The sequence below is a fragment of the Streptomyces sp. NPDC059695 genome (assembly GCF_042733785.1).
Classification (GTDB): domain Bacteria; phylum Actinomycetota; class Actinomycetes; order Streptomycetales; family Streptomycetaceae; genus Streptomyces.
In genome coordinates this window covers 186775-205298 of record NZ_JBHWFF010000004.1, presented here as the reverse complement: position 1 = coordinate 205298, position 18524 = coordinate 186775, and the positions used below count along the sequence as shown (strand labels likewise).

Annotated in this window: 18 protein-coding genes; 9 read left to right on the top strand and 9 right to left on the bottom strand. The window is 73.0% G+C overall.

What is annotated here, in order from left to right; translation table 11 throughout:
* Nucleotides 1–27 precede the first annotated feature (27 nt).
* A complete protein-coding gene (locus ACFV2S_RS07595; protein ID WP_385555169.1) occupies nucleotides 28–366 on the bottom strand; it encodes a hypothetical protein in 339 nt (112 codons plus the stop codon).
* 521 nt (nucleotides 367–887) lie between these two features.
* On the opposite strand from ACFV2S_RS07595, the gene ACFV2S_RS07590 reads away from it, so the two are divergent.
* Nucleotides 888–3506, top strand: a complete 2619-nt coding sequence (locus ACFV2S_RS07590) for a DUF262 domain-containing protein (protein WP_385555167.1) — start codon at nucleotides 888–890, stop codon at nucleotides 3504–3506.
* Nucleotides 3507–3596: 90 nt separating this feature from the next.
* Here the strand turns inward: ACFV2S_RS07590 and ACFV2S_RS07585 are convergent, their stop codons facing one another.
* Both ACFV2S_RS07585 and ACFV2S_RS07580 read right to left on the bottom strand, forming a co-directional pair.
* Nucleotides 3597–4739, bottom strand: a complete 1143-nt coding sequence (locus ACFV2S_RS07585; protein WP_385555165.1) for an EcsC family protein — start codon at nucleotides 4737–4739, stop codon at nucleotides 3597–3599.
* 216 nt (nucleotides 4740–4955) lie between these two features.
* Nucleotides 4956–5513: an HNH endonuclease gene (locus ACFV2S_RS07580; RefSeq protein WP_385555163.1), complete on the bottom strand. Its 558-nt coding sequence runs from the start codon at nucleotides 5511–5513 to the stop codon at nucleotides 4956–4958.
* A gap of 324 nt (nucleotides 5514–5837) precedes the next feature.
* On the opposite strand from ACFV2S_RS07580, the gene ACFV2S_RS07575 reads away from it, so the two are divergent.
* The 3 genes from ACFV2S_RS07575 to ACFV2S_RS07565 are packed head-to-tail and all read left to right on the top strand — an operon-like array spanning nucleotide 5838 to nucleotide 7700.
* Nucleotides 5838–6272, top strand: coding sequence for a hypothetical protein (locus tag ACFV2S_RS07575; RefSeq protein ID WP_385555287.1), 435 nt, complete (start codon nucleotides 5838–5840; stop codon nucleotides 6270–6272).
* Nucleotides 6273–6284: 12 nt separating this feature from the next.
* Complete coding sequence (locus ACFV2S_RS07570; protein WP_385555161.1) at nucleotides 6285–6968, top strand: RNA polymerase sigma factor; 684 nt, start codon at nucleotides 6285–6287, stop codon at nucleotides 6966–6968.
* Between the two features lie 3 nt (nucleotides 6969–6971).
* Nucleotides 6972–7700, top strand: a complete 729-nt coding sequence (locus tag ACFV2S_RS07565) for a hypothetical protein (protein WP_385555159.1) — start codon at nucleotides 6972–6974, stop codon at nucleotides 7698–7700.
* 5 nt (nucleotides 7701–7705) lie between these two features.
* On the opposite strand, the gene ACFV2S_RS07560 is transcribed toward ACFV2S_RS07565, so the two are convergent.
* Both ACFV2S_RS07560 and ACFV2S_RS07555 read right to left on the bottom strand, forming a co-directional pair.
* Complete coding sequence (locus ACFV2S_RS07560) at nucleotides 7706–8428, bottom strand: response regulator (RefSeq protein ID WP_385555157.1); 723 nt, start codon at nucleotides 8426–8428, stop codon at nucleotides 7706–7708.
* Complete coding sequence (locus ACFV2S_RS07555; RefSeq protein ID WP_385555155.1) at nucleotides 8425–9426, bottom strand: HAMP domain-containing sensor histidine kinase; 1002 nt, start codon at nucleotides 9424–9426, stop codon at nucleotides 8425–8427. The genes ACFV2S_RS07560 and ACFV2S_RS07555 overlap by 4 nt, the downstream gene beginning before the upstream one ends.
* A 171-nt stretch (nucleotides 9427–9597) precedes the next feature.
* Between ACFV2S_RS07555 and ACFV2S_RS07550 the strand changes: the two genes are divergently transcribed.
* A complete protein-coding gene (locus ACFV2S_RS07550) occupies nucleotides 9598–10068 on the top strand; it encodes a cation:proton antiporter regulatory subunit (RefSeq protein WP_385555153.1) in 471 nt (156 codons plus the stop codon).
* 5 nt (nucleotides 10069–10073) lie between these two features.
* Entirely contained in the window at nucleotides 10074–11357 is a 1284-nt protein-coding gene (locus tag ACFV2S_RS07545; protein WP_385555151.1) for a cation:proton antiporter, read from the top strand.
* Nucleotides 11358–11427: 70 nt separating this feature from the next.
* Here ACFV2S_RS07545 and ACFV2S_RS07540 read toward each other — a convergent pair whose 3' ends face one another.
* Both ACFV2S_RS07540 and ACFV2S_RS07535 read right to left on the bottom strand, forming a co-directional pair.
* On the bottom strand, nucleotides 11428–11883 hold the full coding sequence (locus ACFV2S_RS07540) for a tellurite resistance TerB family protein (protein ID WP_385555149.1): 456 nt from the start codon (nucleotides 11881–11883) through the stop codon (nucleotides 11428–11430).
* A 115-nt stretch (nucleotides 11884–11998) separates the two neighbouring features.
* Nucleotides 11999–13243, bottom strand: a complete 1245-nt coding sequence (locus ACFV2S_RS07535; RefSeq protein ID WP_385555147.1) for an SLC13 family permease — start codon at nucleotides 13241–13243, stop codon at nucleotides 11999–12001.
* A gap of 157 nt (nucleotides 13244–13400) precedes the next feature.
* Here ACFV2S_RS07535 and ACFV2S_RS07530 point away from each other — a divergent pair, with 157 nt between their 5' ends.
* The 3 genes from ACFV2S_RS07530 to ACFV2S_RS07520 all read left to right on the top strand — a co-directional run bounded on the left by ACFV2S_RS07530 (nucleotide 13401) and on the right by ACFV2S_RS07520 (nucleotide 16169).
* Nucleotides 13401–14324, top strand: coding sequence for a dihydrodipicolinate synthase family protein (locus ACFV2S_RS07530; RefSeq protein WP_385555145.1), 924 nt, complete (start codon nucleotides 13401–13403; stop codon nucleotides 14322–14324).
* A gap of 88 nt (nucleotides 14325–14412) precedes the next feature.
* Nucleotides 14413–15417, top strand: a complete 1005-nt coding sequence (locus ACFV2S_RS07525) for a proline racemase family protein (RefSeq protein ID WP_383784185.1) — start codon at nucleotides 14413–14415, stop codon at nucleotides 15415–15417.
* A gap of 74 nt (nucleotides 15418–15491) precedes the next feature.
* On the top strand, nucleotides 15492–16169 hold the full coding sequence (locus ACFV2S_RS07520; RefSeq protein ID WP_385555143.1) for a GntR family transcriptional regulator: 678 nt from the start codon (nucleotides 15492–15494) through the stop codon (nucleotides 16167–16169).
* A 316-nt stretch (nucleotides 16170–16485) separates the two neighbouring features.
* Here the strand turns inward: ACFV2S_RS07520 and fabI are convergent, their stop codons facing one another.
* Nucleotides 16486–17343 (bottom strand): enoyl-ACP reductase FabI, encoded by an 858-nt coding sequence (gene fabI / locus ACFV2S_RS07515; protein WP_385555285.1) that lies wholly within the window; start codon nucleotides 17341–17343, stop codon nucleotides 16486–16488.
* Nucleotides 17344–17377: 34 nt separating this feature from the next.
* Complete coding sequence (locus ACFV2S_RS07510) at nucleotides 17378–17950, bottom strand: hypothetical protein (protein WP_385555141.1); 573 nt, start codon at nucleotides 17948–17950, stop codon at nucleotides 17378–17380.
* Nucleotides 17951–18524: the final 574 nt, after the last annotated feature.

Sequence of the window (18524 nt, the reverse complement as noted above, 5' to 3'; positions counted from 1 at the left end):
CTGGGCAAGGGCAGTTGGGAGAGAGCGTCAGCATGTCGCGGCAATATCGACCTGGGGGTGCATCACCTTGGCGAACACGGCTGCCGAGGCGATCACCGGGTAGGCGCGCGGCCGTTTACCCGGTCGCGTACCGGGTGTGCCCGGGGGGAGCGTTACTTCCGGATCCACGGTCCTGGCGGCGGCCGACCGTAGTGACGCCCTGAGTCGACCGAACAGGCCGCGGGCCTCGCCGGCCGCTCGCTGGGCGGCGGTCTGCGGTGAGGTCCAGTTCAGGTTGACCTTGATCAGCCCCGAGGTCACGCCATGCTTGGCCAGGGAGACTGCGGGGGCTGCCTTCGTCAGGTCCACGGTGGCGGGCTTGGTCATGCGGCACCTTTCGGACGGCTCAGGGCGAGCGTGGTCGACGACCCTACAGGTGACGACGGCCGCCCGGGGGGCATCGTGCCGCTCACAGGATGCAAGGGCGGTTGCAGGTTGCTTCCCGACGCGTCCCGCCGTGCTGACCGCCTGGCGGCGTCCCCCGAACATCGTGGCGATGCACGGCTACGCTTCACCCGGCATGGCAGGGTCGGCTACGCAGGGCAGTGTGGCCCTGCGACTGATGCCACGGGACCACAACGTCGGGGCCGTGGGATCCTCCTTCTCCTTCCGGTCGGACGCCGTCCTCCAGGCCGTCCGTGGCCAGTTCCCGGTCGACGTTCTGCGGGGGACAGTCCTCGGGCCCAGGTAGGCAACCGCCCGAGGTCAACTGCGGGGGGCAGATCGAGCAGATCGGTGCATGCCACCTCGGTGCGTTCCCGGTCCTACGATCGTCGATTCCGCCGATCACCGCACCCAGGTACGGCACAATGGCGGCCCGACAGGCAAGAGTCGGGGAGGGGATCTGCGTGCACGCGCAGGAGACGACGTTCAGCAAACTGGTGCACGGCGAGACGCAGTTCCAGGTTCCGCTGTATCAGCGCACCTACACCTGGCAGCGTGATGAGCTGCGGCAGTTGTGGGACGACGTGCTGGAGCTCGTCGAGGACAAGCTGGAGGGCAGGGAGCCGGCGGCTCACTTCCTCGGGTCGGTGGTGCTCGCGCCGGAGCGGGTCGCGGCGGGAGGCATGCAGCGGTGGCTCGTCGTGGACGGCCAGCAGCGTCTGACCACGCTGATGCTCGCCTTCACCGCCCTGCGGGACCACCATCGCGCGGGAGGACGGGACAAGAACGCCGCCCGCATCCACGATCTCCTCCTGGTCAACGGCTACCAGGACGGGAACGACCACTACCGTCTCCTTCCGACGCAGGCGGACCGCGAGGCGTTCGTCGCCTGCGTGGAGTCGCTCCCCACCGCCGGCGGCGCGGGCAACATCGGTGGCGCGTACCGCTTCTTCGTGGCCGCTCTGACCGAGGGTGAGGAGCGTGGCGGCGAGGCATGGACCGGCGCTGTCGAGTCCGTACTCAGGAACTTCCTCTCCATCGTGTCGATCACCGCCGCCGAGGGCGACAACGTCTACCGGATCTTCGAGTCCATCAACAACACGGGTGTCGGCCTCAGCCAGAGCGATCTCCTGCGCAACTACCTGTTCATGTGCCTTCCCAAGCGCGGCGAGGCCGTCTACCGCACGCTGTGGCTGCCGATGCAGGAGCTGCTCGGACCGGCCCTGCTGGAACTGCTCGTCTGGCTCGACCTGGTCGTCGACGGTGACAACCGGGCCAAGCAGAGCGAGATCTACCGGGACCAGAAGAGGCGCCTCGAACCCATCAGCACCGACGAGGACGCGCTGGAGGCGGAGGTCTCACGGCTGTACGTGCGGGCCGGCCGCCTCATGCGGATCGTCGAGCCGTCGCGGGAGAGCGACCCCGGTCTGCGCGAGGTCCTGGAGCGGCTCGCCCGCTGGGGCGGCCAGACCCACTACCCCCTGGCACTCCAGCTGCTGGACCTGCTCGACGAGGGGGAGTGCGACCCCAAGGAGGCGGCGGCCGCCCTCGCGTACGCCGAGAGCTACATGGTGCGTCGTCTGTTCGCCGGCAACTCCACCACCGGCAACAACCGCACCTTCATGGAACTGCCCAAGGAGGTGGAGAAGGAGCTGGAGAACGGGCGCTCGCTCGCGGAGGCGGTGCGCCGCGCACTGTCGGCCAAGACGGGGACGCGGATCTGGCCCTCCGACGCGGTCACGCGGCAGTCGATCCGCAGTCGTCCCTTCTACAAGTCGGGCCGCTCGCACCAGCGCTTCGAGATCCTGCGCCGGTTCGAGGAGAGCCACGCCGCCAGTGAGCCCGTCGACTACGGCAAGGCGAAGCTCACCGTGGAGCACGTGCTGCCGCAGCACCCCGCCCAGCAGTGGTTCGACCTCCTCGCGGAGGAGGCCGGAGAGACCGAGAGCCCGGAGGAGCTGCACACCCAGCTGGTGCACACCCTCGGCAACCTCACGCTCTCCGGTGACAACACCCGCCTCTCCAACCACCCCTTCCACCGCAAGCAGCAGATCCTCGACTCCAGCGCCCTGCGCATGAACCAGCACATCGCGGCCCAGGAGCGCTGGGGGAGGGCGGAGATCGTCGCCCGCGCCGAGGAGTTGGGCGACCGTGCCGTGGAGCTGTGGCCCGGACCCATCGACGGGGTGGTCCACGCCGACGCCGAGTGGGCCGGCTGGGGAGAGCTCCGACAGGCGCTGCTGAACATGCCCGCGGGTACGTGGACGACGTACGGCGACCTCGCCGCTCTCATCGGCACCCACGCGGTCGCGGTCGGCAACCACATCAGCACACGACCCGCGCTGCACGGGGCCTATCGCGTGCTGATGGCCGACGGCAAGATCTCGCCCGGTTTCCGCTGGCCCGAGGGGCAGGAGGACAGGCCCGGTCCGAAGAGCGTCCTGGAGTCCGAGGGCGTTCCCTTCGACGAGTGGGGTCGCGCTCGCCGGGCCCATCGGCTCACGGCGGCGGACCTAGCCGCTCTGGCCGGCCGGGACGACTTCGAGGACGAGGCCCCGGTTCGGACCGTCGAGGGAGCCGGAGAGCCCGGCGGGACCGGCGCCGCGGAGACGGCGGCGGCGCGCTTCGAGACGCTGTTGCGCGACAACCAGACGCCCGGCACGGTGGACGGCGTCCTCGCGAGCCTGCGGTTCTGGGAGGAGCTGGGCGGGTTCCTCGAACACGGGAAGAAGAGCGAGACCAGCTGCTTCCCGATGCTGTCCCTCGGGGGTGCTCGCGCCCGAACGATCTGGCCCCTCGCCCTGTACCCGGTGACGGGCACCGCCGAGGTGGTCTTCCAGCACCTGAAGCGCCGGCCGCCCTTCGACGACGAGGTGCTGCGGCGCGAGCTGATGGCGCGGCTGAACGGTGTGGACGGCATCGTGCTCGCGGAGGCCAAGCTGGACCTGCGTCCCTCGTTCCCGCTGGAGGTCTTCGCCGACCACGGCGAGGAGCTGCGCGGCGTCCTGGAGTGGTTCGTCCGCGCGGTCGCGCTCGCTGAGGCCCGCCGGCCCGCGGACGACGCTCCCGAGGGCGCCGCGTGAACCCTCCCGGCACGGCCGGACACGGCCGAGGGGCCTGGCCGGGTCCGCGCTTGTGCCGGGCCGTCTCGTGGTCTCCCCGCCGGGACAAGGTCAGCGAAGGTCGGGTCCACCCGCCACGACGATCTCCCCGAGCAGACTGATCTCCTCGTCGGCACCGTCCGGAACGTCCGGGTCGGTGTCGGCGAACCAGTCGGACGCTTCCTCGTCGGCTAGATGCGGATACTTGTCCAGGAGGAACCGGCGCCGGTACGCCATGTCGGCGGCATCGACGATCCCCTCCAGGGTCGACCAGTTGAGGGTGCTTCCCACGGCGATCCCGACCACCGGCACGGCCTTGCCGAGCCCCTTCTGGGTGAGGCGGAAGCCGAACGCCTTCGCGAACTGCTGCGAGACCTTGCTGACCAGCGACTCGTTCAGGACATTCCAGGTCTTGCCACGGAACAGGGCCTGGGTGAGGCGCGAGATGTCGGCCATCGCGGCATTCTTGGCACTGGCCGAGCTCGCCGTTCCTACGTTGACCACCGACATCAGGAAGAGCTTCTCGGCCGGCTCTTCGGGGTCGTACCCGTAGGACAACGACACCTGGCCCACGGCGCGGGAGGCGAGTCCCAGCACGGTCGCGGTGTCGGCGAGGAAGGCGCTCGCGATCGCCCCGCCCGAAGGCGCCGCCGCCGCACCGGCGGTGACGGCGATGGTGGCCTGCCCTCCGGTGATCACCAGTCCCGCAGTGGCTCCGGAGAGCGCCGCGGCCGCCGGAAGGTACCAACTCGCCGCCCGTCCACGGACCGCGTCGACCTGCTCCAGGTCGAGGCGGCGCACGTCGCGCAGCGACTCGACCTCGTGCCCGTGCTTCTGGTGGCGCGCCACCACGCGCTTCGGCGACAGCCCCGCCCGCGAGACCCGTCCCACTGTCTTCCGCAGGGACTGGACGGCGGTGCCGCCCCAGTCCGGCATGGCGTCGGCCACTCCGCGGGCTCCGGCGCCGACCTTCCGCGCTCCCTTGGCGGCGAACTCCTGTCCACGCGCGACCGTCGACCTGGCCCGCGGGTGGCTCTCCAGCTTCTTCGCGGCCCGCTTGCCGAGTTCCGCGACGCCGTTGCCCATCGCTTCGCCGGCGTTCCTCATCGTGCGCGAGAGGGTGCGCCCCTTGAACTCCTGAACGGCGTGCCATGCGTCGAGCTCGTACTCAGAGGGGAGCCGATCGGGCTGCCGCGGGTCCTGCGGGTTGCTCATGGTCGGTGGCGCTCCTGTATCCGGGGCGAGTCGAGGCGGGGCGACGGGGCCGTGGCCGCTGCGTGAGGTCCGAGAATAAGTGGTCGATGCCCGCTTCCGTGGCGATAGTCGGATAAGGGTGTGCCTCGAACTCCCGCCGCCTTCAACGGAGTCGACATGCGCCTCGGCGGACAGGGGCTGCCCCTGTGAGTGCGTCGCACCGGCCGTGGGGCCGCGCTAGGCGGACATGATCTCTGCCGCCAGGGTCACCGCGGTCGCGTCCGGAGTCCGGTCGCGTCGTCCCGGACCGTGTGCGCCGTGGAGGACGCGGTCCGCCAGCCTCCTACGGGCCTCGGCGGGCGGTTTCTGGCCCCAGGCGGAGGCGTCGCTGTTGCAGAAGAGATGGGCGAGAGCCACGTTGTCCAGGGTGTCCGTGCCGCCCGCCGCGACCTCCACGAGGTGGTGGACGCTGGCCGTGCAGGGGTGCGGTGCCCGGTACTCGCGCTTCACCGCGCCGTGGCAGATCACGCAGCGCCATGCGTCGCGGTCCCCGATCTGCTCCGGCGTGTAGCGGTCACGTGGACCGTTATCCCGCATCCGTCGGGAACGGCGGCGGTTCTGCCGCCGTTTGACGGCCCTGTGACGCGCGGCCTTCCGTTCCTCCTCGGTGAGGCGGGACCACCGGTCCTGATCGAGCACGTCGAACGTCCACTGTCCGGGGGATCCGCCGGTGACCTCGACGACATGGCGACTCGGCCGGCCCTCCGAGGGGAGGGCCGGGCTTTCCTGGTGCATTCCACTTCCCTTTCGAGACGGGCGCCCGTTCCGTCGGCGCCGAGACCGGGGTGGCGGGCCGGTTCCGAGGAGCGAGAGGTACGCCGATGATGCCCCGTTCATCGGCGGCGAGTTCGTCGGCCGCCGGACCGGTACGCGCGAGCGCCGCACGCGGCCCTTCGCACGCCGGGCTCCCGCGTCCGGGCCTCTGTGACCAGCGTCACGCCCGTGGCCCGTGATGTTTCTCCGGGGTGGTGCGCTGGGTCAGCCGGTGGGTTCCGTCGCCTCTATGGGGAAGGGTGGGCTTCGGTGGACTGCGAGAGCCTGGTGTTGTGTGCGGCCGGTATGGAGGGGTGTGCCGCGGAGTTCGTGGAGCGGGTCGGGGGGCGGTTGCCCCTGGACTACTCCGTGGGGAGTCTGCGGGTCGTCGACCGGATCGTCGACGGGTTGCGGCAGGGCGGTGCCGGGCGGGAGAGCGTGGCCGGGGCGCTGCTCGGGCTCGGGGCCTACGTGGGGGAGGTGCTGGTGCGGGAGGCCGGGGCCGTGTGGGTCGATCTGCCGGACGGGCACCTGCTGCGCTCCGTCTTCGAGCACCCCGTCGCGGTACGGATGCCGGACGGCCGCGTGTGGAACCCGCTCGGCCGGACCGTGAACCGTTTCGAGATCGGCCCGAAGGAATCGCTGCACCTCTACTTCCTCACCCTGCACGGGCGGCGGTCCGCCCGCTCGCGCCGTGGCCTGGCCCGCGTCCCGGACAGCGTGTCGGGAAAGGCCTGTTGACGGTCTGACAGGATGGACGTCCTCCGGCTGTTCCGTGAGGACGTGGAGTTCCTGGGTGTGCGGGGTGTGAAGAGGTCGGTGGGCGAGGAAAAGGGGTACGCGTCCGCCACCGCGCACGGTCCGGAGTCGCCCGGGGAGTCCGGCGCCGCTCGGGACGCCCGGCTCGGAGCGGCCGTCGAGCGGGCCCGGCGCGGGGACGAGGAGGCCTTCTCCGAGGTCTACCGGATCGTCCATCCCGGACTGCTCGGCTACCTGCGCGGGATCGTCGGCGAGGACGCCGAGGACGTCGCCTCCGACGCCTGGCTGGAGACGGCCCGGGACCTCGGCCGGTTCCGCGGCGACGGCGCGGGCTTCCGCGCCTGGACCGCGACCATCGCCCGCCACCGGGCCCTCGACCATCTCCGGCGCGTACGCTCCCGGCCCCGCCCCGCCCCCTTCGAGCAGGACCTGGCGGAGCTCCCCGCCACAGGGGACGCCGCCGGCGAGGCTCTGGACGCGCTGTCGACGGAGCGGGCCCTCGCCCTCATCGCCGGCCTCCCGCGGGATCAGGCCGAGGCCGTACTGCTCCGGGTCGTCGTCGGTCTCGACGGCCCCTCGGCCGCCCGAGTGCTGGGCAAGCGTCCCGGTGCGGTACGGTCCGCCGCACATAGGGGATTGAACCGACTTGCGAAGCAGCTCAAGGAGAGAGGGAGGTGACGGATGCCTGACGAGCTGAGCGGCAGCGAGCCGGGGGAGCTCCTGCGGGCCGCTCTGCGGGCCGAGCGCGGAGCCGGGGGCGACGCCGCCACCCCGGGGGAGGCGGCGGCCCTCGCCGCCTTCCGGGCCGCCCGGGACGAGGGGCTCCACACCTCCCTGCCCACCCGCGACGTCGACGACTGGACCCCGGCCCCCGCCCCCCGGCGCCCCCGGCGTTCCCTGAAGGCCGGCCTCGCGGTGCTGGTCGCGAGCCTGACACTGGGCGGTGTCGCCGTCGCCACCGGCGACCTCCCCGACCCCTTCCTCGGCACCCCCGTACCGCCGCCCGGGCCGAGCCCCACCCGCACCGCGCCCGCCCCGGCCCCCACGCCGCCTTACGAGACCGGCGCCACCGCCGGTGCCGGGGTCGGCGCGAGTGCCTCGCGGTCCGCCGCTCCCGGTACGACCGCGCCCCTGCGGCCCGAGAAGGACCCCGTGGACCTCCCCGGCAGGAGCCGCGAGGCTCTCTGCCGCGCCTTCGAGGAGAAGAAGGGGGGACAGGCGTCGAAGTCCGCCGCGCGGCAGCGCCTCGTGGCCGCCGCCGGCGGTGAGGAGCTCGTTCCCCGGTACTGCCGGACCGACCCCGTCCCCGACCCTTCGGCGCAGCCCCGTACCGATCGGGATGGGGGGTACGGCGATCCCTCCGCCCGGCCCGGCCGCGGACCCGAACGGTCGCGCGGTGGCAGGCCCTGACCGCCCTACGGCTCGATCAGGCCCACACGGATCGCGTACCGGGTGAGCTCCAGGCGGTCGCGCATGCCGAGCTTCTGGAGCAGGTTCGCCCGGTGGCGTTCGACCGTCTTCGGGCTGATGACCAGGAGGTCGCCGATCTCCTTGGAGCTGTGGCCCTCGGCGACGAGCTTCAGGATCTCCTCCTCGCGTTCCGTCACGGCCCTGTCCGGCAGCGGCCTGCCCTGCTCCGCCCGGTCGAGGTACGTGCGGATCAGGGCCTTCTCGGCGCCCGGACAGATGAACGGCTCGTCCCGTACGGCCGCCCGGCAGGCCTCCACCAGGTCCCGGTCGGCCACGGACTTCAGGACGTAGCCGCTCGCCCCCGCCTTCAGCGCCTCGAAGAAGTACTGCTCGTTGTCGTACATCGTGAGGATCAGGATCCTCAGCTCGGGCCGGAGGCGGCTCAGTTCGCGGGCCGCCTGGAGGCCGGTGCGCAGCGGCATCGAGATGTCGAGGACGGCCAGGTCGATGTCCGGGGAGCGGGCCAGGGTCACGGCCTCCGCCCCGTCCGCCGCCTCGGCGACCACCGTGAGGTCCGGTTCCGCGTCGAGGATGAGACGCACCCCGCCCCGTACCAGCGCGTGGTCGTCCGCGAGGAGGATGCGAGTGGGGGCGGGATCCAGGGCCGGGGCTGTAGCCGCCGAGGTCCCCGTGGGCGCGGCGTCGTGGGGCGGGTTCTGGGCCGTCATGGCTTCGTCCTCGGGCTCGGGCCGTCGCTCGTCGTGTCGAGGCGGACCTCCGTGCCGCCCTCCGCGCCGTCGCCGACCGTCAGGTCCGCGCCGATCAGCAGCGCGCGCTCCCGCATCCCCCGGAGGCCCGCGCCCTCGGGCGCCGTGCCGATGCCGCGGCCGTCGTCCCGCACCAGCAGGCCCACCCCGCCGTGCGGCAGGGCTCTCAGCCGCAGCTCGACCCGGGTCGCGTCCGCGTGCCGGGCCGTGTTCGTCAGGCCCTCCTGGGCGACCCGGTAGAGCACGAGCTCCGTCTCGGGGCCGAGCTTCGGCAGCCCCGCGTCGATGCGGGGCCGCACGGTCAGCCCGCGCGTCGAGAACTCGGAGGCCAGGGACCTGAGCGCGCTGTGCAGGCCCAGCTCCTCCAGGACTCCCGGGCGCAGCCGCCGGGCGATGCGGCGGATCTCGTCCAGGCCGGCCCGGGTGGTCTCCTGCGCCTGGTGGAGCTCCGGCCGGAGCGCGGCGGGGGCGTGGTCGGCGGTGTGCTTCAGCTGGAGGAGTACGGCGGTGAGGGTCTGGCCGACCTCGTCGTGCAGCTCCCGCGCGATCCGCCGCCGCTCGGCCTCCTGCGCGGACAGCACGCGCGCGGTGCTCGTGGCCCGCTCGGCCTCCAGGCGGTCCAGCATCGTGTTGAACGTACGGGTGAGGTCGGCGATCTCGCCGTGCCCCGTCACCGCCGCGCGCCGGCCCGGCCGCAGCAGGTCCGCCGCACGCATCGCCCGGGTCAGGCGCTGGAGGGGCGCCAGGCCGACGCGGAGGAGGGCGGCGTTGGCGACGAGCAGCACGAGCAGGCCGGCCAGCAGGACGACCGCCTCGCCGAGGAGGACGGGCGTGGAGACCGTGACGGGACCGAACAGCAGCAGCACGGCGACCACCAGGACCGAGGCGTTCAGCAGGAAGAGGCGCCAGTACAGCGACACGACCGTTCTCTCCTCCTGCTCGCCCGCAACCCCACTCATGTCCTCTGACCTGCGGCGGGACCCATGTCCCCGCCTCATCCTGACCAGTGTGCCAGGGTCCTGTCCATCCGTGCCGACACCCATGTTCCGAGGCTCCTGGCGGATGACACGATGCCCCGACACCACCCACCACGACACCCAGGGAGGGACGGGCCTGTGCCTGCTCCGCGGATGAGAACGACACCCCTGCCCGGCATCGGCGTCCAGTACGACTTCACCACGCGGGAGCACCGTCACCTCTCGGTCATCGCCCACCGCGACGGGACCCGCACGGTCAACGTCTACCGGGCCGACGACCCCGACGCCTGCGCCCAGTCCCTGCACCTCACCGAGGCGGAGACCGCCTCGCTGATCGACGCGCTGATGCCCGCCCACCACAGCCCGAGCGTCCTGCACACCACGGACCTGGGCCTGGTCGCCGAGCGGATCGAGCTCTCCACCCACTCGTACTGGAACGGCCGCGTGCTCGGCGAGACCCGCATGCGTACCGAGGCCGGCGCGTCGATCGTCGCGGTCCTGCGCCGCTCCGGGGCGATACCGTCCCCGACGCCCGCCTTCCGGCTGGCCGGCGGTGACACGCTCATCGTCATCGGCACCCGCGAGGGCGTCGACGCGGCCGCCGCGATCCTCGGTCAGGAGTGAGGGGCGTGCACTCCGCGGTCTTCCTGATCGAGTTCGGCGCCATCATCCTCGGTCTCGGTCTGCTCGGGCGGTTCGCCGGCCGCTTCCGCTTCTCCCCGATCCCGCTCTACCTCCTCGCCGGGCTCGCCTTCGGCAAGGGCGGCCTCCTGCCGCTCGGCGCGAGCGAGGAGTTCGTCGCGATCGGCGCCGAGATCGGGGTGATCCTCCTGCTGCTCATGCTCGGCCTGGAGTACACCGCGAGCGATCTCGTCTCCAACCTCAAGACCCAGTACCCCGCCGGGCTCGTCGACTTCGCGCTCAACGCCCTGCCCGGCGCGGCCGCCGCGCTGCTGCTCGGCTGGGGTCCGGTCGCCGCCGTCGTCCTGGCCGGCGTCACCTGGATCTCCTCGTCCGGCGTCATCGCCAAGGTGCTCGGCGACCTCGGCCGGCTGGGCAACCGGGAGACCCCGGTCATCCTCAGCATCCTGGTCCTCGAAGACCTGGCCATGGCCGTCTACCTGCCCATCATCACGGCCCTGCTCGCCGGTGTGGGCCTCGCCGCGGGCAGCGCGACGCTCGCGATCGCGCTGGGCGTGGCCGGGGCGGTGCTGTTCGTCGCCGTCCGCTACGGACGCCTGATCTCGCGCTTCGTCTCCAGCGACGACCCGGAGAAGCTGCTCCTCGTGGTCCTCGGCCTGACCCTGCTGGTCGCCGGTGTCGCCCAGCAGCTCCAGGTGTCCGCGGCCGTCGGCGCGTTCCTCGTCGGCATCGCGCTCTCCGGCGAGGTCGCCGAAGGCGCCCACGCCCTGCTGAGCCCGCTCCGTGACCTGTTCGCCGCGGTCTTCTTCGTCTTCTTCGGCCTGCACACCGACCCGTCCAGCATTCCGCCGGTCATCCTCCCGGCGCTCGCCCTGGCCGTCGTCACCGCACTGACCAAGATCGCCACCGGGTACTGGGCCGCGCGCCGTGCCGGGATCGGTGTGAAGGGGCGGTGGCGGGCGGGCGGCACGCTGGTGGCGCGCGGCGAGTTCTCGATCGTCATCGCCGGGCTCGCCGTGTCCGCCGGGGTGCAGCCCCAGATGGGCCCCTTCGCCACCGCGTACGTGCTCATCCTCGTCGTCGTCGGTCCTCTCACGGCCCGCTTCACCGAGCCGGTCGCGGCCGCGGTGACGCGGTGGCGGCACGGGGGAGCGGAGGGGAGCGGCGGGGAAGCCTCGCCGACCGTACGGCCCGCCCCGGCTTCCCCGCCCGCCCCTCCCGCTCCGTACGACGATCTGGCCACCCGGGGCGAGCCCTCCCGCACCGACTGACCGGCCGGAGGTCCGGACCGACTGACCGGCCGGGGGCCGGACCGACCGACCGGCCAGGGGTCCGTACCGCCTAGAGGTCGAACTCGTGGGGCGGCAGGTCGAGGGTGAAGCACGCCTCGCGGACCACGGCCTGCTCGGTCTTGTCGAAGTCGCCGTCGGCGCCGCCGATGACGATGCCGATCTGGACGACGGCACGGGCCTCGGCCGGCTTCTTCTTCGCCTTGGCGATCTCCTGGAGCACGCTCACCTTGCCGAAGTCGAAGTCGGCGGTGAGCTTGTCCAGGTTGGCGTCGAAGCGGCGCTGGAGGTCGAGCGCGTCGAAGTTCTGCAGCACCTCGTTGCCCGCGATGAGCTCGGCGACCCGGCGGCGCTCGGCGGGGTCGATCGTGCCGTCGGCGGCGGCGACCAGCGCGCACATGGCCATGCTCGCGTCGCGGAAGGCGCCGCTCTTCAGGTCGTTCTTCTTCGCCACCAGCTGGGTCTGCATCGTCGATGCGGATTCCTTGATGCGGTCCCACAGGGCCATGAGTGCTCCAGACGTCGCTCGTTCCGGCCGGCTGCCCGGTCGGATACTTCTACGGACTTGTAGAACGTAGCAGCGGCGCCCGGGGTTCCCGGTGTACGGCAGATGGCGCTTCGGGTCACCCCAGCAGCTGGAGCGAGCCCCACAGGGCCACCGTCGAGACGGTCAGGGCGGCCGGGACCGTGAGCAGGCCGAGGCGGGTGAACTCGCCGAGGGCGACGGGGTGGTCGTGGTCGTGCGCGATACGCCTCCAGAGCAGGGTGGCGAGCGAACCGGCGTACGTGAGGTTGGGGCCGATGTTCACCCCGAGCAGCACCGCGAGCACCGCGCCCGGTCCCGAGGGCGCTGCCAGCGGCACCAGGGCCAGGGTCGCGGGCAGGTTGTTGATCAGGTTGGCCAGGACCGCGGCGAGCGCGGCGGTGCCGAGCAGGGCCGGGAGCGAGGTGCCGTCGGGGAGGACGTGGGCGAGCGCCGTGCCGAGGCCCTGGTCGACGACGGCGCGCACGACCACGCCCAGGGCCAGGACGAACGCGAGGAACGGCAGCGCCGCCGAGCGGACCAGCGCGCGCGGCGTGGTGCGGCGGTGGGCCAGGGCGCGCACGGCGAGGGCCGTGGCGCCCGCCGCGGCCGCCCAGGCCGGGTCGACCCCGGTCGCCGAGGCGACGCCGAATCCGACGAGCGTCGCGGCCACCGTGCACAGGGCGAAGAGAGGGAGCTCGACGGGTTCCGGCGGCTCGACGGGTTCGGCCGGGGCGGCGAGGTCGCGGGCGAAGAAGCGGCGGAAGATCCCGTACTCCACCGCGATGGCGGTGAGCCAGGGGAGCAGCATCAGGAGCGCGAAGCGGGTGAAGCCGAGCCCGGTGGCGGTGAAGGCGAGCAGGTTGGTGAGGTTCGAGACGGGCAGGAGCAGCGAGGCCGTGTTGGACAGGTGCGCGCTCGCGTAGGCGTGCGGTCCGGGCCGGGCCCCCATCCGGGCGGCGGTCGCGAAGACGACCGGGGTCAGCAGGACGACCGTCGCGTCCAGGCTCAGGGCGGCGGTGATCAGAGAGGCGAGCCCGAAGACGGCGCCGAGCAGCCGTGTGGGGCGGCGGCGGGCCCAGCGGGCCATCCAGGTGCCGCAGGCGTGGAAGAGTCCCTCGTCGTCGCAGAGCTTGGCGAGGACGAGGACCGCCGCGAGGAAGCCGATCACCGGCCCGAGGCGCTCGGCCTCCTCGCGTACGGCCTGGGGCGTGACCGCGCCCACGGCCAGGACGACGCCGGCGGCGGGGACGGCGAAGGCCGCCTCGGGGAGGCGGAAGGGCCGGGCGACGGCCCCCGCGAGGACCACGGCCAGGGCGAGTACGGCGACAGAGGGGACGAGCATGCGTTCGATCATCCGGGACGGCCGGGGCCGATCTTCCCCGGGGTGGGCCGAGCTCGCCCGAATGGCCTGATCGTGTGTCAGAACTGCGCGCGTCCGGGACCCTTGTGCACCTCGCCCCCATCAATAAAATGTCACACACCACACAAGGGAGTCCTTCATGGCCCACGCGCACGTCCCCGCGCATCCCGCGCCCCGCGCCCACCCCTGGCACGGGATCATGGTCGCCACCGCCCTCCCCTTCCGCCAGGACGGCACCGTCGACCACGACGCCTACGCGCGGCACGTGGCCCGGCTGATCGCCGAGGGCTGCGACGGCGTCGTCCCGAACGGCTCCCTCGGCGAGTACCAGACCCTCACCGACCAGGAACGCGCCCAGGTCGTCCGTACCGCCGTCGAAGCGGCCGGGGACGGGGCCAGGGTCATGCCGGGCGTCTCCGCGTACGGCAGCGCCGAGGCGCGCCGCTGGGCCGAGCAGGCCGCCGAGGCGGGCGCGGGGTCCGTCCTGCTGCTCCCGCCCAACGCCTACCGGGCCGACGAGCGGTCCGTACGCGCCCACTACGCCGAGGTCGCCCGCGCGGGACTGCCCGTCGTCGCGTACAACAACCCCTTCGACACCAAGGTCGACCTCACCCCCGGCCTCCTCGCCGGTCTGTACGCCGACGGCGACATCGTCGCCGTCAAGGAGTTCAGCGGCGACGTCCGCCGCGCCTACGAGCTGGCCGAGCTCGCCCCCGGCCTCGACCTGCTCGTCGGCGCCGACGACGTCCTCCTCGAACTCGCCCTCGCCGGCGCGGTCGGCTGGATCGCCGGCTTCCCCAACGCCCTCCCGCGCGCGTGCGTCACGCTCTACCGTGCCGCCGTCGCCGGCGACCTCGCCGCCGCGCTGCCGCTCTACCGCTCGCTGCACCCGCTCTTCCGCTGGGACTCCAGGACCGAGTTCGTCCAGGCGATCAAGCTCTCCATGGACCTCGCGGGGCACCCCGGGGGCGCCACCCGGCAGCCCCGCCTCCCGCTGACGCCCGGGCAGGAGGCCGTCGTGCGCGCCGCCACGGAGAAGGCCCTCGCCGAGGGCCTCGCGTAGCGCCCTCCGTCGTGCGCGCCGCCCCGGAGGAAGTCCTCGCCGAGGGTCTCGCGCAGCGCCCGTCACTCACTCACCAGAAGGGGACCCCATGCGCACCCGTCACGTCTACCACGCGGTGGACTCCCACACCGAAGGCATGCCCACCCGCGTCATCACCGGCGGCTTCGGGATCATCCCCGGCGCCACCATGGCCGAGCGGCGGCTCCACTTCGCCGAGCACCTCGACCACGTCCGCACCCTCCTCATGTACGAGCCGCGCGGCCACGCGGCGATGAGCGGCGCGATCCTCCAGCCGCCCACCCGCCCCGACGCCGACTACGGCGTGCTCTACATCGAGGTGTCCGGACTGCTGCCGATGTGCGGTCACGGCACCATCGGCGTCGCCACGGTCCTCGTCGAGACGGGCATGGTGCCGGTCGTCGAACCGGTCACCACCGTCCGCCTCGACACCCCGGCCGGGCTCGTCAGCGTCGACGTCCGGGTCGAGGACGGCAGGGCCCGCTCCGTCACCCTCACGAACGTTCCCGCCTTCTCCGTGGGGCTCGACCTCAAGGTGGACGTGCCCGGGTACGGCACCGTCACCTACGACCTCGCGTACGGCGGAAACTTCTACGCCTTCGTCGACCTCGACTCCCTGGGCCTGCCGTTCGACCGCGCCCACAAGGACGAGCTCCTCGCCGCCGGGCTCGCCGTCATGGACGCCGTCAACGCCGGCCCCGACCGGCCCGTCCACCCCGAGAACCCGGCCTTCGCCGGGGTGAAGCACGTCTACCTGGCCGCCCCCGGCTCCGACGCGACCCGTTCCCGCCACGCCATGGCCATCCACCCCGGCTGGTTCGACCGCTCCCCGTGCGGAACGGGCACCAGCGCCCGCCTGGCCCAGCTGCACGCGCGCGGACTGCTCGCCCCGCACACCGACTTCGTCAACGAGTCCTTCATCGGAACCGAGTTCACCGGGCGGATCGTCGGCGAGACGACCGTGGGCGGACGCCCCGCCGTCGTCCCGACCGTCACCGGCCGCGCCTGGATCACCGGCACGGCCCAGTACTTCCTCGACCCCGAGGACCCGTTCCCCGCCGGATTCCTGCTCTGAGCCACCGCAGGGCCGACCACTGGAGAAACGTGACATTGTACGATGCTCCCCCGTGACTTCTCGGAGGACGCACGATGGGTGACCTGAAGCAGTACGGCCTCGTCAGAGCGCAGGAACGCCTGCGCGACCAGGTCGGCCACGCCCTTCGCGCCGCCCTGATCGCCGGGGAACTGCGCCCCGGACAGGTCTACTCGGCCCCCGGGCTCGCGAGCGACCTCGGCGTCTCCGCGACCCCGGTCCGCGAGGCCATGCTCGACCTGGCCCGCGAGGGCCTGGTCGAGCCCGTCCGCAACAAGGGCTTCCGCATCACCGAGGTCAGCGAGCGGGACCTCGACCAGTACACCGAGCTCCGCACGCTCATCGAGGTCCCCACCATCGCCCGGGTCACCCGCCTGGCCACCCCGGAGCAGCTCGAGGAGCTGCGCCCGGTCGCCGAGGAGATCGTCTCCCGCGCCCGCGAGCACGACCTCATCGGGTATCTGGAGGCGGACCGCCGCTTCCACCTCGCGCTGCTCGCCCTCTCCGGGAACGAGCGGCTCGTCGAGACCGTCGGAGACCTGCGCAAGCGCTCCCGGCTCTACGGTCTGACCGGCCTCGACGAGGCCGGAAAGCTCGTCTCCTCCGCCGAGGAGCACGTCGAGCTCCTCGACCTGATGATCGCCGGTGACGCGGCGGGCGCCGAGGCCTGCATGCGCCGCCACCTCGGCCACGTCCGCTCCCTGTGGGCGGACGCGGAGTCGGATCAGGTCTGATCGGAGGCCGTCGCTGCCTGTCCGGGATGAGGCCTGATCGGAGTCTGTCTCCCGCCTGTCCTGGATCAGGTCTGATCGGAGCCCGTCCCCCGCCTGTCCGGGATCAGGCTTGACCGGAGGCGGTCCCCGCCCGTCCGGGATCAGGCTTGACCGGAGGCGGTCCCCGCCGGCGTCCCGGGTCAGGCCTGACCCGGGTCCGTCCCCAGCGGGCGGCCGCCTCCAGCCGGGTGGTCACCTCCAGCAGGGCGGCCCCCTCCACGGTGAGCCCCGGAGTGGTCCGGTTCTCCCTCGGCGCGGAGTCCGACGACCGCCGCGGTCATGGGCGGTGCTCCTCGACGGCGCGGGGCGGGGCGCCGAGGGCCGGGGGGTCGCCGACCGCGCCGGCCCCCATGCGGACCGCGTGCATCCCGCCGTCCGCGTGGACGATCTCCCCGGTGACGCCGGCCGCCAGGTCCGAGAGCAGGAACAGGACCGGGCCGACGAGCCGGGCCGGGTCGGCGCGGCTCCAGCCGAGCGGCGCCTCCTGCTCCCAGCGGTCGGCGATCCGGTCGAAGGTGCTGACGGCCCGCCCGGCCACGGTCTCGACCGGCCCGGCGGCGACCAGGTTGACGCGGATCCCGGAGCGCCCCAGGTAGAGCGCGAGATAGCGGCAGACCGCACCCAGCGTGGCCTTGCCCACGCCCATCCAGTCGTATCCCGGCCAGGCCCCGGACGAGTCGAAGTCCAGACCGACGACGCTGCCCCGGGCCGCACCCGCGCCCCCGCCCTCACGCAGCAGCGGGGCGAGCGCGGTCGTCAGCGAGTGCAGCGAGAACGCGGCCGTGCGCAGCGCGAGGGCCGCGCTCTCGACGGGCGTGGTGAGGAAGTTGCCGCTGAGCGCGGACTGCGGTGCGGCGGCGATCGCGTGCAGGACGCCGTCGACCGCGCCCCAGCGCCGCTCCAGCTCCTTCGTCAGCGCGTCGAGGTCCTCGGGGCGCGTCACGTCGAGTTCCAGGACGTCGGCCGGGTACGGGAGCCCGGACGCCGCGGCCTCCGTGATCCGCCGGGTCCGTCCGAAGCCCGTCAACAGGACCTCCGCGCCCGCCTCCTGGAGTGCGCGGGCCGTGTGCCACGCAATGGAGTCGTCGTTGAGGACGCCGGTCACCAGATAGCGGCGCCCCGAGAGGCCGAGCAGGTCGGAAGGCCGTGGGGGTCGCGGGACGCGCGCATCAGGATCGCCCTTCCGCGGCCAGGACCTGGGCCGCGTCGTGTCCGCCGAAACGGAAGGAGGTGGAGAGTCCGACCAGCTCGCCCGTACGCGCGCGCGTGGAGAGCTTCCGTGCCGTACGGACGAGGTCGAGCGGGCCGAGCGCCGGGTCCGGACGGCGCAGCCCCACCGTCGGCGGCGCGACGCCGTGGCGCAGTGCCTGGAGGGTGGTGACGGCCTCGACCGCGCCCGCCGCCCCGAGGCGGTGCCCGAGGGCGCCCTTGCCGGAGGCGAGGTGCAGCTCCGCGAGGACGCCGGCCCCGAGGGCCTGCCGCGGGGCCTCGCACTCCAGGCGACCGCCGAGGGCGGTGTCGGTCCCGCGGGCGTTCCCGTACGCCGGCTCCCCGGGCGTCACCGGGGCCTCCCGCAGCGCCGGGGCGACCGCCCGGCCCGCGGGCCCGCCGGTGGGGTGGGGCGCGGTCCCGTGATGGGCGTCGGACGTCGCCCCGTACCCCCACGGCCCCGCGCCGGGCGGCACCGGCCGCCGCCACCAGGTCCGAGGAGGAGGCGGCGTGATGGTGAGGGGGGCGGCCATGGACGTGCGGACTCCTCGGTCGGGCCGGCTGCTCGGTGTCTGTGCGGGCTGGGCCGTAGCTGGTGTGCCGTACCGGGCCACTCGCGCCTACTCCCGTGCCCTCATGCCGAAGTGCTCGATCCGCCGGGTGAGCTGCGCCCGCCACATGTCGCGCGCCTCACCGTCGGTGGTCTGCCGCAGCCCGAAACGGACCGCGGCCTTCGACCGCTCCGCACGCGCACCGCCTGGACGCAGTCGTCGGCGCCGGACACCTCTCCCTCGGTGTGGACGCTCGTTCCCCGAACGCCGATCTCCCAGTAGTCCTCGGGCAGGGCGAGTAGTTCCTCGGGAGTGCGGGCGACGACGGCCTCGTCGACGGGAACGGAAGATGCCATGGTGATCCACTCGCCTCGCTCGTTCGACTTCGACCCGAAAGACCGCCGGGCGTGGGGCGGAGACCGCGTCCCTCGCGGTGCCGGCGCGGTCGCACGCTATCCGCGGCGCCACTCGTCCATCAATGAGGCCAAGGACCGGAATGGCCGATTTCCCCGAGTCGTCCGTGACTCACGGAGCATCGCGCCGAGAGGCGGTTGCG